This is a genomic window from Streptomyces sp. Y7, assembly GCF_043195415.1.
Taxonomy (GTDB): domain Bacteria; phylum Actinomycetota; class Actinomycetes; order Streptomycetales; family Streptomycetaceae; genus Streptomyces.
Map to the genome: position 1 here is coordinate 68,042 of NZ_JBIDDQ010000015.1, position 15,092 is coordinate 83,133.

The window sequence follows — 15,092 nt, forward strand, 5'->3', positions numbered from 1 at the left end:
TCTCTCTTCTCGACCTACGTACGAGGACCCGCGTACGGTCGCCGGGGCGGGGGGCGTCACGCGCTTCCCCCGCCCCGGCGCGAACCCGGTGCCGTTACTGCTGCTGGGCCAGACGCTTGTTGAACTCGTCCTCGACCTGCTTGGCCGCCTCGGCAGGCGACTTACCGTTCAGCACGGCGGTCATGTACGTCTTGACCGGGTTGGGCGCGTTCTCCACGGCCGCCCACTCCGGGATCAGCGGCGTCGTGCCACCGCCCGCGGCGGCCGGCGCGGCGGCTTCGGCGACGGCGTTGCCCTTCAGGTTGGACTGCAGGGCCTCCTTGTTCGGGATGACGCCGTTGAGCTTGGCCAGCTCGCCCTCGTACTTGTCGGACAGGGCGATCTTCAGGAACTCCTTGGCCAGCTCCTGCTTCTTGCTGCCCGCGGCGACGGCGAGGTTGGAGCCGCCGAGGAAGACACCCTCGGGCTTGTCGGCCGTGGCACCCGGGATGGTGAAGTAGCCGATCTCCTTCTCGATCTTCGGGTTGGCCTCGATGGCGATGCCGGCTTCCCAGCCCATGCCGATGAAGGCGCCGACGTTGCCCTTGCCGAAGACCTCGCCCTGCTGCGGGGTGGCCTCGTCCTTGTCCTTGGGCGCCTTGGACAGCGCCTGGAACTTCTTGTACGTCTCCATGGCGGCGGCGACCTTCGGGTCGTCGAGGTTGGAGACGTACTTGTCGCCGTCCTTCTTCACCAGCTCGGCGCCCTCACCGATGGTGAGACCCACGAAGTGGTACCAGTTCTGGCCGGGCAGGTAGATGGGCTCGGCGTCGGTCTTCTCACCGATCTGCTTGAGGTCGGCGTAGAACTCGTCGCGGGTCTTCGGGGTGTCCTTGATGCCCGCGTCGGCCCAGACCTTCTTGTTGTAGAGGACGACGCGGTTGGCGAAGTACCACGGGGCGGCGTACTGCTTGCCCTCGTAGATGGAGGACTCGTTCAGGGACTCGGCCCAGTCGCCGCCGATCTCGGTCTTGAGGTCGGCGAGGTCGGCGAGGCCGCCGGTCTTGGCGTAGGCCGGCGTCTGGGTGTTGCCGATCTCGAAGACGTCCGGCGGGTTCTCCTCGGACAGGGCGGTGGTCAGCTTCTGCTGGATGCCGTTCCACTGCTGGATCTCGAACTTGACCTTGGCCTTCGTCTGCTTCTCGAAGGCTGCCTGGACGTCCTTCTGCCACTGGTCCGGGGAGGATCCGTCCATCACCCACACCGTGAGCGTCTCGCCCGCGTAGCCGTCGGCGCCGGCCTTGTCGCCGCCGTCGCCGTTGTCGCCCCCGCACGCCGCCAGGGAGATCATCATGCCCGCGACACCTATCGCGGAAATCAGCTTGCGCTTCACGCCACCCTCCTCAGGGATGCCACAAACCCCCCTGCCTCCCCGCACGAGCGTTGGGCCGGGACCTGGACCAATGGTGTAGACCAGTACGGGGAGCTTGGACCAGACCAGAAAGCGTGTCAAGGGGCGCGGAAAGGGGCCTGACCAGCCGTTATGCGACCTACATATGAAGGAACCTTTAAGTAAGAAGCCAGCGAAAACACCAGGGCCGGAGTACTCTCGTCCGCTAGACCACTTGGCACTGTGGACTAGACCAAAAGAGACGGCGACGGTATATAGAAGGGATCACGATGTGACCCGCATCCGGAGCCGGGAAGGCGAAGCATGAGCACCGACGTCAGCAGTGCGGAGAACGAGAACGGCGCCACAGTCCGTACCGCCCGCGTGCCCAAGTACTACCGCCTGAAGAAGCACCTCCTCGACATGACGGAGACCCAGGCGCCGGGTACTCCCGTCCCGCCCGAGCGCACCCTGGCCGCCGAGTTCGACACCTCGCGCACGACCGTCCGCCAGGCCCTGCAGGAGCTGGTCGTCGAGGGACGCCTGGAGCGCATCCAGGGCAAGGGCACGTTCGTCGCCAAGCCGAAGGTCTCCCAGGCACTCCAGCTCACCTCCTACACGGAGGACATGCGCGCCCAGGGCCTGGAGCCGACCTCCCAACTGCTGGACATCGGCTACATCACCGCCGACGACCGGCTCGCCGACCTGCTCGACATCACGGCCGGCGGCCGGGTGCTGCGCATCGAGCGGCTGCGCATGGCCAACGGCGAGCCGATGGCCATCGAGACGACCCACCTCAGCGCCAAGCGCTTCCCTGCGCTGCGCCGCAGCCTCGTGAAGTACACCTCTCTCTACACCGCGCTCGCCGAGGTCTACGACGTCCATCTCGCCGAGGCCGAGGAGACCATCGAGACCTCGCTGGCCACCCCGCGCGAGGCCGGCCTGCTCGGCACGGACGTGGGCCTGCCGATGCTGATGCTCTCCCGCCACTCCCTGGACCGGGACGGACAGCCGGTGGAGTGGGTGCGCTCGGTGTACCGCGGGGACCGGTACAAGTTCGTGGCGCGCCTGAAGCGGCCGCAGGATTAGGCCACTTGCGGTGGTGCACGCGGTGTAGCGCATCCCCCTTTCCTGTTCTACGTTCCTCCCGTCGCCGCATGGACGGGAGGACCACCCGGTGCGTACCGCGAACCCCCGAACCGTCGTCATCTGGACCCTGGTCGCACTGGTCGGTGCGGCGGGGTGGACCGTGCTCGCGCTGTCCCGGGGCGAGGAGGTGTCGGCCGCCTGGATGGTCGCGGCCGCCCTCGGCTCGTACGCCATCGCCTATCGCTTCTACGCCAAGTTCATCGCGTACAAGGTCCTGAAGGTCGACCGGACCAGGGCCACCCCGGCCGAACGCCTGAACAACGGCATCGACTTCCACCCCACCGACCGCCGGGTGCTGCTGGGCCACCACTTCGCGGCGATAGCCGGCGCCGGCCCGCTGGTGGGGCCCGTGCTGGCCGCGCAGATGGGCTATCTGCCCGGCACGATCTGGATCATCGCCGGCGTCATCTTCGCGGGCGCCGTCCAGGACATGGTGGTGCTGTTCTTCTCCACCCGCCGCGACGGACGCTCGCTGGGGCAGATGGCGCGCGAGGAGATCGGCCCGTTCGGCGGCGCGGCCGCGCTGCTGGCCACGTTCGTCATCATGATCATCCTGCTGGGTGTGCTGGCCCTGGTCGTCGTCAACGCCCTCGCACAGTCCCCCTGGGGCACCTTCTCCATCGCGATGACGATCCCGATCGCCCTGCTGATGGGCTTCTACCTGCGGGTCCTGCGCCCCGGCCGGGTCACCGAGGTCTCCCTGATCGGCGTCGGCCTGCTGCTGCTCGCCCTGGTCGCGGGTCGCTGGGTCGCCGAGTCGTCCTGGGCCGGCACCTTCACCCTCGCGCCCTCGACGCTGGTCGTCTGGATGGTGGCGTACGGCTTCATCGCCTCGATCCTGCCGGTGTGGATGCTGCTCGCACCGCGCGACTACCTGTCGACCTTCATGAAGATCGGCACGATCTTCCTGCTCGCCCTCGGCGTGGTCGTGGCCCTGCCGACGCTGAAGATGGACGCGGTCACCGACTTCGCCTCACGCGGTGACGGCCCGGTCTTCGCGGGCTCCCTGTTCCCGTTCGTCTTCATCACCATCGCCTGCGGCGCCCTGTCCGGCTTCCACGCGCTCATCTCCTCCGGCACGACGCCGAAGATGATCCAGAAGGAGACGCAGGTCCGGATGATCGGCTACGGCTCCATGCTGATGGAGTCGTCGGTCGCCGTGATGGCGCTCATCTCGGCGAGCATCATCGACCCGGGCCTGTACTTCGCGATGAACGCGCCCGCCGGGGTCATCGGCGACACCGTGCAGAACGCCTCCCAGGTCGTGGGCAGTTGGGGGTACCAGATCTCCCCGGAGGCGCTCGCGCGCGCGGCGGAGAACGTCGAGGAGGCGTCCCTGCTCTCCCGGACCGGCGGCGCGCCCACCCTCGCCATCGGGGTCTCGGAGATCTTCTCGCAGGTCACCGGGGGCGGCCTGCGCGCCTTCTGGTACCACTTCGCGATCATGTTCGAGGCGCTGTTCATCCTGACCGCGCTGGACGCCGGCACCCGGGTGGGCCGGTTCATGCTCCAGGACATGCTCGGCAACGTCTACCGGCCCTTCAAGAACATCAGCTGGAAGCCGGGTCTGGCCGTCACCAGCGCGATCGTGTGCGGTCTGTGGGGGTACTTCCTGTGGGTGGGCGTCCACGAGCCCCTCGGCGGCATCAACCAGCTGTTCCCGATCTTCGGTATCTCCAACCAGTTGCTCGCGGCCGTCGCGCTCGCCGTCTGCACGACCCTGCTGGTGAAGTCGGGGCGCCTGAAGTGGGCCTGGATCACCGGGGTTCCGCTCGTGTGGGACGCGACGGTGACGCTGACCGCCAGCTGGCAGAAGGTCTTCTCCAGTGACCCGAAGGTCGGCTTCCTCAAGCAGCGCCAGGTCTTCCAGGACGCCATCGACCGCGGCGAGGTCCTGCCGCCCGCCAAGTCCATGGACGACATGCACACCGTGGTCACCAACTCCACCGTGGACGGCGTCCTCACCGCGGTCCTGGCGATCCTGATCGTCGTCGTGATCGCCGACGCCACCCGCGTCTGCGTCCGGCACATCCGCCGCCCGGCCCTGTCCACGCTCAGCGAGGCACCGTACGTCGAGTCGGAGATCATCGCCCCGGCGGGGCTGTTCCCGACCAAGGAGGAGAAGGAGGAGGAGCGCGATGCGCTCGCTGCGGCGCGTACTCCTTAGCGTCCGCTGGTATCTGCGGGAACTGACCGACGAGTCGGCGTACGACCGCTATGTCGCGCATGTACGGCATGGGCATCCGGAGGCCCGGGTGCCCTCCCGGCGCGACTTCGAACGGATGCGGACGGACCGTCAGGAGGGCGACCCACGGCAGGGGTTCCGCTGCTGCTGACCGCACCGCCGACGAACGGCTGCCGTGCACACCATTCCTCCACATCCGATATGCGGACAGGGTCTTCCGCTGTCGTTGCACCGTCACCTACATTGCCCGGGCGTTTCTCAGGTGATCAGTGAGGGGACGGAGCCGTCAGATGTCAGATGCCCCAGAAGTGAACAGAGGGCCGGTGGTGACGCCTGTACGGGTCGTCATCGCGCTCTGTCTCGTCGCGCCCTTCGTGGCGATGCTGTGGGTCGGTTCGTATGCGAAGACCGACCCGGCGTTCGCCGGCATCCCGTTCTTCTACTGGTACCAGATGCTCTGGGTGCTGCTCTCCACGCTGCTGACGATGGTGGCGTACAAGCTGTGGCAGCGTGACCAGCGCGCCCGCGCCTCGCAGAAGGGTGGTGCGGCGGAATGAACGACGGCGTGAACGGCGTCGCGCTCGGCGTCTTCATCTTCTTCTTCCTGGCCGTCACGGTCATGGGCTTCCTGGCCGCGCGCTGGCGCAAGGCCGAGAACGAGCAGAGCCTCGACGAATGGGGCCTGGGCGGCCGGTCGTTCGGCACCTGGGTCACCTGGTTCCTGCTCGGCGGCGACCTGTACACGGCGTACACCTTCGTGGCGGTCCCGGCGGCGATCTACGCGGCCGGCGCGGCGGGCTTCTTCGCGGTGCCGTACACGATCCTGGTGTACCCGCTGATCTTCACCTTCCTGCCCCGCCTGTGGTCGGTGTCCCACAAGCACGGCTATGTGACGACCTCGGACTTCGTGCGCGGACGCTTCGGCTCGAAGGGCCTGTCGCTGGCGGTCGCGGTCACCGGCATCCTGGCGACGATGCCGTACATCGCGCTCCAGCTCGTCGGCATCCAGGCCGTCCTTGACGTGATGGGCGTCGGCGGCGGCGAGAACACGAACTGGTTCATCAAGGACCTGCCGCTGCTCATCGCCTTCGGTGTGCTGGCCGCGTACACCTACTCGTCGGGTCTGCGCGCCCCCGCGCTGATCGCGTTCGTGAAGGACACGCTGATCTACATCGTCATCGCGGTGGCGATCATCTACATCCCGATCAAGCTGGGCGGCTTCGACGAGATCTTCGCCAAGGCGGGCGAGGCGTACAGCCAGACCAACCCGGCCACGGGCGCGCCGCGCGGTGCGCTGGTCCCGGCCGAGGCGGGTCAGTGGACGTACGCCACGCTGGCGCTGGGCTCCGCGCTCGCGCTGTTCATGTACCCGCACTCGATCACCGCGACGCTGTCCTCGCGCAGCCGTGAGGTGATCCGCCGCAACACCACGATCCTGCCGCTGTACTCCCTGATGCTGGGCCTGCTGGCGCTGCTGGGCTTCATGGCGATCGCGGCCGGCATCAAGGTGCAGAACGGCCAGCTGGCGATCCCGCAGCTGTTCGAGAACATGTTCCCCGACTGGTTCGCGGGCGTGGCCTTCGCGGCGATCGGTATCGGCGCGCTGGTGCCGGCGGCGATCATGTCCATCGCGGCTGCGAATCTGTTCACCCGCAACATCTACAAGGACTTCATCAAGCCGGACGCGACTCCCGCGCAGGAGACCAAGGTCTCCAAGATCGTGTCCCTGCTGGTGAAGGTGGGCGCGCTGGTCTTCGTCCTGACCATGGACAAGACGGTCGCGATCAACTTCCAGCTCCTGGGCGGCATCTGGATCCTGCAGACCTTCCCGGCCCTGGTCGGCGGCCTGTTCACCCGCTGGTTCCACCGCTGGGCCCTGCTCGCCGGCTGGGCGGTCGGCATGATCTACGGCACGGTCGCCGCGTACGGCGTCGCCTCCCCGACCCAGAAGCACTTCGGCGGCTCGGCGAAGGAGATTCCCGGCATCGGCGAGATCGGCTACATCGGTCTCACGGCGTTCGTGCTCAACGTGGTCGTCACGGTCGTCCTGACCTTCGTCCTGAAGGCCGCCAAGGCCCCGGAGGGGATCGACGAGACCAGGCCGGAGGACTACACGGCCGACGCGGGCGACCCGGGCGTACAGGTGGAACTGCCGCCGGCCACCGCGGGCTCGTCCCACTGACCCAGGCCGTACCACGGCCGGGCGTACGCGCTAACTGCGCGTACGCCCGGCCATCTGCTGCCAGAAGCCGTCGAGTTCGTGCACGCGCATGCTGACCCAGCCCGGTGTCTTCCTGCGCAGCACCCGGGGCAGATGGCGGCGCATCCGTCCCGGCAGCAGGGCCTGCTGCTGCCGGCAGAACGGCTCCCTGATCTCCCCGCGCGGCACACAGCCCTGGGGCGGGTACGGGCAGAGCTGGAACTTGCAGTCGGGCAGACAGGTCGAGCCCGGTGCCGGCGGGTCCGCCATGCCGGCCCGCAGCTCCGGCCGCAGCGGGCCGCGGTCGCTGCGGATGCACGGCGGGAGGGACGTCCCCGGCTGCTCGGCGCGCGTCATGCGCTCCTCGACCTCGTCCGGGTGCCCGTCCCGTTCGATGAGGTTCAGCATCACCAGCACATCGGCGACCAGTCGCTGGGCGCGCGCGTCGAGGGTGCTCCAGCCGACCGAGGGCGGGATCCACAGGTTGTGCTTGCGGTACCCCTCGGGGTTGCCGGTGCGCGCGCCGATGTTGTCGGCCACGCCCTTCTCGTCGATCCAGAGGAACCGCTCCGGCTGCCCGGTCTCCAGCGCGAGGGCCACCAGGTCCCCCGCCTCGGCGACGAACGGATGCAGGGGCCGCCGGGGCGGGCCGCCGTTCGCCTCGGGGTGCCCCGGGGCCCGGTTCGCCGTGCCGGCCATCGACAGCCAGCGCTCCACCGTCTGTACGGCGGTCGTCCCGCCCAGCGCCCGGGGCGACTCGCCCCCTCCGTCGGAGGCGTCGCGCCCCGCCGTCGTACGTGCCTGCTGCTCATGGACGCCCACGCTGTCGGGCAGCTTCCACAGGCACAGCGCCTGGAGCAGCATGACCTGCGCGTACCAGCACCGGGACTGCTGCAGCACGGTCTCCGCCTGCCGGATCAGGTCGGCGCGACCGCCCTGGTAGGCCTGCGGATGCCGGATGCGGCGGTTGGCCGCGTACTTGAATCCCTGGGCCAGCGCGGCCTCCAGGGCGAGCGGCAGATCGGGGGATCCGTCCGTGGCCTTCGGGTCCAGATGGCGCAGCCACTTGGTGAGCCGTTCGCGGGCCTCGTCGTGGTGCGCCTCGTCGACGGAGCCCAGCAGCATGGGGATCATCCAGGCACGCATCGCGAACTCCCGGAGCAGATCGACCCGTTTCCCGCGGTACTCCTGGTTGAGCGAGCGCCGGTCCTGCTGGAGCCGGGCGATGCGCTCGGTCCTGGCCTGTGAGGGCGCGCCCGAGGCCCGTGCCCGTGCCATGCGCCCGGCCCACTGCTCGTACTCCTGCCGCTTCCAGGTCTTCAGCCCGGTGAGCCGGTCGTTGTACTCCCGCACCGGGTCGGTGCTCAGCCCGACCCGCCCGCGGATCACGGCGAACGCGGGGTTGCCGCCGGTGCCGAACTCCTGGGCGGCGGCCAGGCGTATCGAGTACGAGGGCTCCTCCACGCCGATCTGGACGAGCTGTTCGTACAGCGGGGTGGTGTCGACCCGGTCGGAGACGCTGCGCAAGGCGGCTCCGAGTTGCCGGAGCAGCCTCAGCTTGGCGTCGTCGAGGCTGCGCGGGTCGCCCTTGAAACCGGCCCAGGTCCTGCGCACGTCGTGCAGGATGTCGCTCAGCAGCCGCGGATCGTCCTCCACGCTCTCGATCTCCACGGCGGCCGCGTAGAGATCGAGGGCCTTCGGATCGTCCGTACGGCGTTCCGCGGCCCTGCGGAGCCGGTGGGCCAGGGTGTGGTCGCGCACGCGTGAGCGGCGAAGCCGTTCCTCGACCTCCCTCGTCACCTCGGCCCGGACACTCTCCCGGCGGGCCCTGACCCGCGCCGCCCGCCGGCGCGACAACAGCACCAGGGCCATGAGCAGTTCACGGCTGGGGCCGGGCGGCTGGAGCACATGGTCCACGAGCTCTCCGGCGCCCCGCTCGCCCAGCTGCCGCAGCACGCGGTAGCCGAAGTAGGCCTGGATGATGCTGTGCGGGAAACGGACCTTGCGCTCGAAGCCCTCCACCAGTCCGAGCCGGTCCGCGTTGCGCGCGATCCGGGCGAGGGCGGAGCGGCACTGGTCCATGTTGCCGCCGCGCAGCCGCGCCCGCTCGTCCGGGCCGATCCGCCGGCACAGCACGTCCCAGATCTGCTGGCGGTGCCACTCGGAGAAGACGTTCCCGCGTCGGCCGTACCGGTCGAAGGCGCGGCCGCTGGTCCACAGGTGCTCGGCGCGGGCCTGCGCGCGGCGCATCGGACCGGGGTGGACGTCGGAGTCGAGCAGTTCCCCGAGGCCGACCTCCAGCTTGTCCTGGAGCAGTCCCACGCAGGCCAGGGCCGAGACCACTTCGAGGGCGTCGCGGCGTTCCCGCCGGCTCAGCGCGACGTCGTGGCGCAGCCGGCCCTCGCACAGGGCCTCGTCCCAGGTCTCCAGCAGCCACAGCCGCAGCATGCCGCGGTCGCGGCTGCGGGTGTTCATGTGCTGGGGGTCGTCGTCCGGCCGGTCGTGCTCCAGGGCTCCGTGCCGGTGCAGTTCACGGGCTATCTGGAGGTAGACGGGCGACTCGGTCACCTCGGCCGTCTCCACGATCCAGTCCACCCGGCGTTCGTCCGTCTCCGGGACGCGGGCCCGGACGAACCGCAGGGCCTCCTCCTCGCTGAGCGGTTCCAGCTCCACGATCGCGGCCGGGGTGCTCTCCAGCGGGCTGTGCGGACGGGAGGCGATGACGAGGGGCAGCTTCTCCTCGTAGGCGCGCTCGATGGCCCGCCGGATGATGTTGTCCCGATCCTGCTCGAGGCCGTCGCCGAGGAGGGCCTCCTCCAGTCCGTCGGCGATGACGACCGGTTTGTCGTCGGCGAGCAGTTGCTGCCAGACCCGTTCGGTCTTGGTGCGCGCGAGGATGCCCCGGGGGGCCTCGTCGATGAAGCGCTGCTTGGCCATGCGCTCGAAGTTCAGGTCGGCGCCGCCGTTCGCGTCCCGCAGCCGGACCGGCACCGGTACGGCGTTCTGCTCCGCCAGCAGTTCGGTGAGCCGTACCAGGACGGCGGTCTTGCCCACGCCGACGCCGCCGACCAGCAGATAGGGCCTGCGGGTGTCACGCTCCCGCAGCCGTTCGGCGATGACCTGCGCGATCTCCTCGCGGCCCACGATCTCGGCGGTGTCCGGGCCCGCGGTGAGCACCAGCCGGTGCGGGTCGTCCCGCGCCTTGGCGAGATAGCGCCGCTTGGTCCACCGGTACCACCAGAACAGGAAGAGCGCGGCGGCGATCGACGCGGCGAGCACCGGGCCGAGGAAGCGCAGGACGGTGTCGAATCCGTCGTTGCCCTTCCGCCACCTCTCGAAGTCGGTGGTGTGGCCCGAGAGCACGATGTACAGGCCCTCCACGACCCAGGCGAGCACGGCGAGCGCGGCCACCGTCCAGATGGTCCGGGTGACGTTGGTGTAGGTGAACCACCGGCGCCACTTCCTGGGTCGGGAGGTCCCGCCGCGGGCCTCCAGACGGATGGTCAGCCTGTGCCAGTGGCCCACGAGCCCCTGCCTGACCCAGGTGCCCGCCCGTCTCGGAGCCAGCGTCGCCATCGGCGCGTTGCGCGGCCGCTTCCTGCCGGGCGGGCGACGGACGACCCTCGTCATCGTTCGCCTCCTTCCGAGAGAGGCTCTCGAAACGGAGCGACCGCGGGGCGCCGGCACCTATCTCCATGGAAGCACTCCCAGAACTCCCCGCAACCCGGCGGTCCTCGGCGGAAAACCGCAGGCCCGCCGCCGTGGCCCTCCGGCAGACTCGGGCCATGGACATCGTGATCCGGCCGGTGGAACCCGGCGAGTTCGACACGCTCGGCGAGATCACCGCCGGCGCCTACCTGCGGGACGGACTCCTCGACTTCGGCGAGAGCGACGCGTACCTCGGCGAACTCAGGGACGTGGCCAAGCGCGCGGCCGCCGCCGAGGTGCTGGTGGCCGTCGCGGACGGCGGTCTGCTGGGCGGGGTGACCTTCGTGCCGTGCGGCGGCCCCATGGCCGACATCGCACGCCCCGGCGAGGCCGAGATCCGGATGCTCGCCGTCGACCGCGCGGCCCGTGGGCGGGGCGCCGGCGAGGCGCTCGTCCGCGCCTGCGTCGACCGTGCCCGGGCCACCGAGGGCTGCGCACGGATCGTCCTGTCGACCCAGCGCACCATGCGCGGAGCCCACCGGATCTACGAACGGCTGGGTTTCGTTCGCACACCCGAGCGGGACTGGAATCCGGTACCGGAGCTCGACGACATCACTCTTCTCACCTATGAGTTGACGCTCTGAAACCACCGCGACACAACATCTGGGGGTGGCGTGGCGGGTGAGCACAAGATGTATGCTCATGCTCGCTGTCGCCGCAGGGGAATCCGGTGCGAATCCGGAACTGTCCCGCAACGGTGTACTTGTGCATGTCTGTTCCCACGGACGCGCACAGGAGTCAGTCCGAGGACCTGCCGACAGCGCGCCCGGCCGACCGGCCGGTGCGCCCTGACGTCCGGGCCTCGTGGAATGGGTCGGTGGACGCGACGCCGTGTGCGCTCGTGTGCTGCCCCCTGCCCTCCGCAAGGCCCCCGTGCCGAGCGAGGGAGAGCCCCCACGTGACCATCGCGCCAGCAGACCCGGCCTCAGCCGTCTCACCGGTCCCGACCGACGAGGACGCCCCCGGAACCGTGTTGCTGCGGCTCCTGGCCGAGCTGACCGCCGACCTCCCCGACGCCGACCCCGGCCGGGTCGCCGCCGCCGCGCTGCGCGGCCGGTCCGCCCGGGCCGACGACACGGAGCTGCGCGAGCTGGCCACCGAGGCGGCGGCCGGTCTCATCTCCGAGGACCCCGCCTACAGCAGGCTCGCCGCCCGGCTGCTGACCATCTCCATCGCCGCCGAGGCCGCCTCGCAGGGTGTGACGTCCTTCACCGAGTCGGTCACCGTCGGACACCGCGAGGGCCTCATCGCCGACCGCACCGCCGAGTTCGTGCGTCTGCACGCGGCCCGCCTCGACGCCCTGGTCGACACGGCCGCCGACGACCGCTTCGGCTACTTCGGCCTGCGCACCCTGCACAGCCGCTATCTCCTGCGGCACCCCCTCACCCGCAAGGTCGTCGAGACGCCCCAGCACTTCATGCTGCGCGTCGCCGCGGGTCTCGCCGAGGACGACACCGCCCGCTCCGTCGACGAAGTCGCCGCGCTCTACGGGCTCATGAGCCGCCTCGACTACCTCCCCTCCTCCCCCACCCTCTTCAACTCCGGCACCCGGCACCCCCAGATGTCGTCCTGCTACCTCCTCGACTCCCCCCTCGACGAGCTGGACTCCATCTACGACCGCTACCACCAGGTCGCCCGCCTCTCGAAGCACGCCGGCGGCATCGGCATCGCGTACTCCCGTGTCCGCAGCCGCGGTTCGCTGATCCGCGGCACGAACGGGCACTCCAACGGCATCGTCCCGTTCCTGAAGACCCTGGACGCCTCGGTCGCCGCCGTGAACCAGGGCGGCCGGCGCAAGGGCGCGGCCGCGGTCTACCTGGAGACCTGGCACTCCGACATCGAGGAGTTCCTGGAGCTGCGGGACAACACCGGTGAGGACGCCCGCCGTACGCACAACCTGAACCTCGCGCACTGGATCCCGGACGAGTTCATGCGCCGGGTCAACGCCGACGGCCAGTGGTCGCTGTTCTCGCCCGCCGACGTGCCCGAGCTCGTCGACCTGTGGGGCGAGGAGTTCGACGCGGCCTACCGCAAGGCCGAGGAGCGGGGCCTGGCGCGCAAGACCATCCCGGCCCGCGACCTGTACGGCCGCATGATGCGCACCCTCGCGCAGACCGGCAACGGCTGGATGACCTTCAAGGACGCCGCCAACCGCACCGCCAACCAGACGGCCCTGCCGGGCCATGTCGTGCACTCCTCCAACCTCTGCACGGAGATCCTGGAGGTCACCGACGACGGCGAGACGGCGGTCTGCAACCTGGGCTCGGTCAACCTCGGCGCTTTCGTGAGGGACGGGGACATCGACTGGGAGCGGCTCGACGCCACCGTCCGAACGGCCGTCACCTTCCTCGACCGGGTCGTCGACATCAACTTCTACCCGACCGAGCAGGCGGGCCGTTCCAACGCCAAGTGGCGCCCGGTGGGCCTGGGTGCGATGGGCCTGCAGGACGTCTTCTTCAAGCTGCGGCTGCCGTTCGACTCGGCCGAGGCGCAACAGCTCTCCACGCGCATCGCCGAGCGGATCATGCTCGCCGCGTACGAGGCGTCCGTCGACCTCGCCGAGCGCAACGGCCCGCTGCCGGCCTGGGAGAAGACGCGTACCGCACAGGGTGTGCTGCACCCCGACCACTACGGCGTCGAGCCGTTCTGGCCGGAGCGCTGGGCCGCGCTGCGCGACCGTGTCGCCACCACCGGCATGCGCAACTCGCTGCTGCTGGCCATCGCGCCCACCGCCACCATCGCGTCCATCGCCGGTGTCTACGAGTGCATCGAGCCGCAGGTCTCCAACCTCTTCAAGCGCGAGACGCTCTCCGGCGAGTTCCTCCAGGTCAACTCCTACCTGGTGGACGAGCTGAAGGCGCTGGGCGTCTGGGACGCCCGCACCCGTGAGGCGCTGCGCGACGCCAACGGCTCGGTGCAGGACTTCGCCTGGATCCCGGCGGACGTGCGGGCGCTGTACCGCACGGCGTGGGAGATCCCGCAGCGCGGCCTGATCGACATGGCGGCGGCCAGGACCCCGTACCTCGACCAGTCGCAGTCCCTGAACCTGTTCCTGGAGACGCCGACCATCGGCAAGCTCTCCTCGATGTACGCGTACGCCTGGAAGTCGGGCCTGAAGACGACGTACTACCTGCGCTCGCGCCCGGCGACCCGCATCGCCCGCGCCGCACAGGGCCGGTCCGCCCAGGCCGAGAAGACCATCCCCGTCCAGCAGGTCGCCGAGCCCGACGCCGTCGCCTGCTCCCTTGAGAACCCCGAGTCCTGCGAGGCCTGCCAGTAATGCCCAGCAACCAGAACCTGCTCGACCCCGGCTTCGAGCTGACCCTGCGCCCCATGCGCTACCCGGACTTCTACGAGCGCTACCGGGACGCCATCAAGAACACCTGGACCGTGGAGGAGGTCGACCTCCACTCGGACGTCGCCGACCTCGCGAAGCTGTCCGAGGGCGAGCAGCACATGATCGGCCGGCTGGTGGCGTTCTTCGCGACGGGCGACTCGATCGTGGCGAACAACCTGGTGCTGACGCTGTACAAGCACATCAACTCGCCCGAGGCGCGGCTCTACCTGAGCCGTCAGCTCTTCGAGGAGGCCGTGCACGTCCAGTTCTACCTGACGCTGCTGGACACCTACCTGCCCGACCCGGAGGACAGGGCGGCGGCCTTCGACGCCGTCGAGAGCATCCCCTCGATCCGCGAGAAGGCCGAGTTCTGCTTCAAGTGGATCAACGAGGTCGAGAAGCTGGAGAGCCTGCAGACCCAGGCCGACCGGCGTCGCTTCCTGCTGAACCTGATCTGCTTCGCCGCGTGCATCGAGGGCCTGTTCTTCTACGGCGCCTTCGCCTACGTCTACTGGTTCCGCAGCCGTGGCCTCCTGCACGGCCTCGCCACCGGCACCAACTGGGTGTTCCGCGACGAGACCATGCACATGTCCTTCGCCTTCGACGTGGTCGACACCGTCCGCAAGGAGGAGCCGGAGCTCTTCGACGACCAGCTCCAGGAGCAGGTCACCGACATGCTGAGGGAGGCCGTCGAGGCCGAGCTGCAGTTCGCGCGCGACCTGTGTGGTGACGGCCTCCCGGGCATGAACACCGACTCGATGCGGCAGTACCTGGAGTGTGTCGCCGATCAGCGTCTGACGCGGCTCGGCTTCGCCCCGGTGTACGGCTCCGAGAACCCCTTCTCCTTCATGGAGCTCCAGGGTGTTCAGGAGCTCACCAACTTCTTCGAGCGGCGTCCGTCGGCGTACCAGGTGGCGGTGGAGGGCACCGTCGACCTCGACGAGGACTTCTGAGCCTCGGCCGCGTCGCGTTCCTGGGCCTCCCTGATCTGACGGTCGATGCGCCGGTCGTGCACGATCCCGATCAGTGACGGGAGGACCAGGAGCACGAACATTCCCAGCACGACGACCATGGCGAGCAGTGTCTGTGTCTGTTCTGTAGTCATGACACCACTGTCGCGCTGGACACTCCTTACGAACAGTGG

The 15,092-nt window shown here is 69.3% G+C and carries 11 protein-coding genes and 1 riboswitch; of the genes, 8 read left to right on the forward strand and 3 right to left on the reverse strand.

All coding sequences use genetic code 11. The features are described from left to right. Positions 1-94: 94 nt before the first annotated feature. Positions 95-1,372: an extracellular solute-binding protein gene (locus ACGFW6_RS29700; RefSeq protein ID WP_393516416.1), complete on the reverse strand. Its 1,278-nt coding sequence runs from the start codon at positions 1,370-1,372 to the stop codon at positions 95-97. 321 nt (positions 1,373-1,693) lie between these two features. Between ACGFW6_RS29700 and ACGFW6_RS29705 the strand changes: the two genes are divergently transcribed. The 5 genes from ACGFW6_RS29705 to mctP all read left to right on the forward strand — a co-directional run bounded on the left by ACGFW6_RS29705 (position 1,694) and on the right by mctP (position 6,885). Beyond that, positions 1,694-2,458, forward strand: coding sequence for a GntR family transcriptional regulator (locus ACGFW6_RS29705; RefSeq protein WP_030947772.1), 765 nt, complete (start codon positions 1,694-1,696; stop codon positions 2,456-2,458). Between the two features lie 88 nt (positions 2,459-2,546). Further along, positions 2,547-4,685, forward strand: a complete 2,139-nt coding sequence (locus tag ACGFW6_RS29710; protein WP_393516419.1) for a carbon starvation CstA family protein — start codon at positions 2,547-2,549, stop codon at positions 4,683-4,685. Then, the gene (locus ACGFW6_RS29715) at positions 4,657-4,854 is read left to right on the forward strand and encodes a YbdD/YjiX family protein (protein ID WP_393516422.1); all 198 of its coding nucleotides are present in this window, start codon (positions 4,657-4,659) and stop codon (positions 4,852-4,854) included. Before ACGFW6_RS29710 ends, ACGFW6_RS29715 begins: the two co-directional genes overlap by 29 nt. Positions 4,855-4,993: 139 nt before the next feature. Further along, positions 4,994-5,260, forward strand: coding sequence for a DUF3311 domain-containing protein (locus ACGFW6_RS29720; RefSeq protein ID WP_393516425.1), 267 nt, complete (start codon positions 4,994-4,996; stop codon positions 5,258-5,260). Further along, a complete protein-coding gene (gene mctP, locus ACGFW6_RS29725; protein ID WP_393516428.1) occupies positions 5,257-6,885 on the forward strand; it encodes a monocarboxylate uptake permease MctP in 1,629 nt (542 codons plus the stop codon). Before ACGFW6_RS29720 ends, mctP begins: the two co-directional genes overlap by 4 nt. Before the next feature lie 30 nt (positions 6,886-6,915). Here the strand turns inward: mctP and ACGFW6_RS29730 are convergent, their stop codons facing one another. After that, positions 6,916-10,533 carry an ATP-binding protein gene (locus ACGFW6_RS29730; protein ID WP_393516431.1) on the reverse strand — a complete coding sequence of 1,206 codons (3,618 nt, stop codon included), beginning with the start codon at positions 10,531-10,533 and terminating at the stop codon, positions 6,916-6,918. Positions 10,534-10,688: 155 nt separating this feature from the next. Between ACGFW6_RS29730 and ACGFW6_RS29735 the strand changes: the two genes are divergently transcribed. The 3 genes from ACGFW6_RS29735 to ACGFW6_RS29745 all read left to right on the forward strand — a co-directional run bounded on the left by ACGFW6_RS29735 (position 10,689) and on the right by ACGFW6_RS29745 (position 14,901). After that, positions 10,689-11,195, forward strand: coding sequence for a GNAT family N-acetyltransferase (locus ACGFW6_RS29735; protein ID WP_393516434.1), 507 nt, complete (start codon positions 10,689-10,691; stop codon positions 11,193-11,195). Between the two features lie 77 nt (positions 11,196-11,272). Next, positions 11,273-11,363, forward strand: a riboswitch (cobalamin riboswitch). A 146-nt stretch (positions 11,364-11,509) separates the two neighbouring features. Beyond that, the gene (locus ACGFW6_RS29740; protein ID WP_393516437.1) at positions 11,510-13,891 is read left to right on the forward strand and encodes a ribonucleoside-diphosphate reductase subunit alpha; all 2,382 of its coding nucleotides are present in this window, start codon (positions 11,510-11,512) and stop codon (positions 13,889-13,891) included. Further along, entirely contained in the window at positions 13,891-14,901 is a 1,011-nt protein-coding gene (locus ACGFW6_RS29745) for a ribonucleotide-diphosphate reductase subunit beta (protein WP_393516440.1), read from the forward strand. The genes ACGFW6_RS29740 and ACGFW6_RS29745 overlap by 1 nt, the downstream gene beginning before the upstream one ends. On the opposite strand, the gene ACGFW6_RS29750 is transcribed toward ACGFW6_RS29745, so the two are convergent. After that, on the reverse strand, positions 14,814-15,053 hold the full coding sequence (locus ACGFW6_RS29750) for a hypothetical protein (RefSeq protein ID WP_393516442.1): 240 nt from the start codon (positions 15,051-15,053) through the stop codon (positions 14,814-14,816). The two genes, ACGFW6_RS29745 and ACGFW6_RS29750, sit on opposite strands and share 88 nt — an antisense overlap. Positions 15,054-15,092: the final 39 nt, after the last annotated feature.

What these genes read in the sequence shown, in the direction of transcription:
- ACGFW6_RS29705 (WP_030947772.1), top strand. Translation starts at nt 1,694, where the DNA reads ATGAGCACCGACGTCAGCAGTGCGGAGAACGAGAACGGCGCCACAGTC.
- ACGFW6_RS29715 (WP_393516422.1), top strand. Translation starts at nt 4,657, where the DNA reads ATGCGCTCGCTGCGGCGCGTACTCCTTAGCGTCCGCTGGTATCTGCGG.
- ACGFW6_RS29720 (WP_393516425.1), top strand. Translation starts at nt 4,994, where the DNA reads ATGTCAGATGCCCCAGAAGTGAACAGAGGGCCGGTGGTGACGCCTGTA.
- mctP (WP_393516428.1), top strand. Translation starts at nt 5,257, where the DNA reads ATGAACGACGGCGTGAACGGCGTCGCGCTCGGCGTCTTCATCTTCTTC.
- ACGFW6_RS29730 (WP_393516431.1), bottom strand. Translation starts at nt 10,533, where the DNA reads ATGACGAGGGTCGTCCGTCGCCCGCCCGGCAGGAAGCGGCCGCGCAAC.
- ACGFW6_RS29735 (WP_393516434.1), top strand. Translation starts at nt 10,689, where the DNA reads ATGGACATCGTGATCCGGCCGGTGGAACCCGGCGAGTTCGACACGCTC.
- ACGFW6_RS29745 (WP_393516440.1), top strand. Translation starts at nt 13,891, where the DNA reads ATGCCCAGCAACCAGAACCTGCTCGACCCCGGCTTCGAGCTGACCCTG.
- ACGFW6_RS29750 (WP_393516442.1), bottom strand. Translation starts at nt 15,053, where the DNA reads ATGACTACAGAACAGACACAGACACTGCTCGCCATGGTCGTCGTGCTG.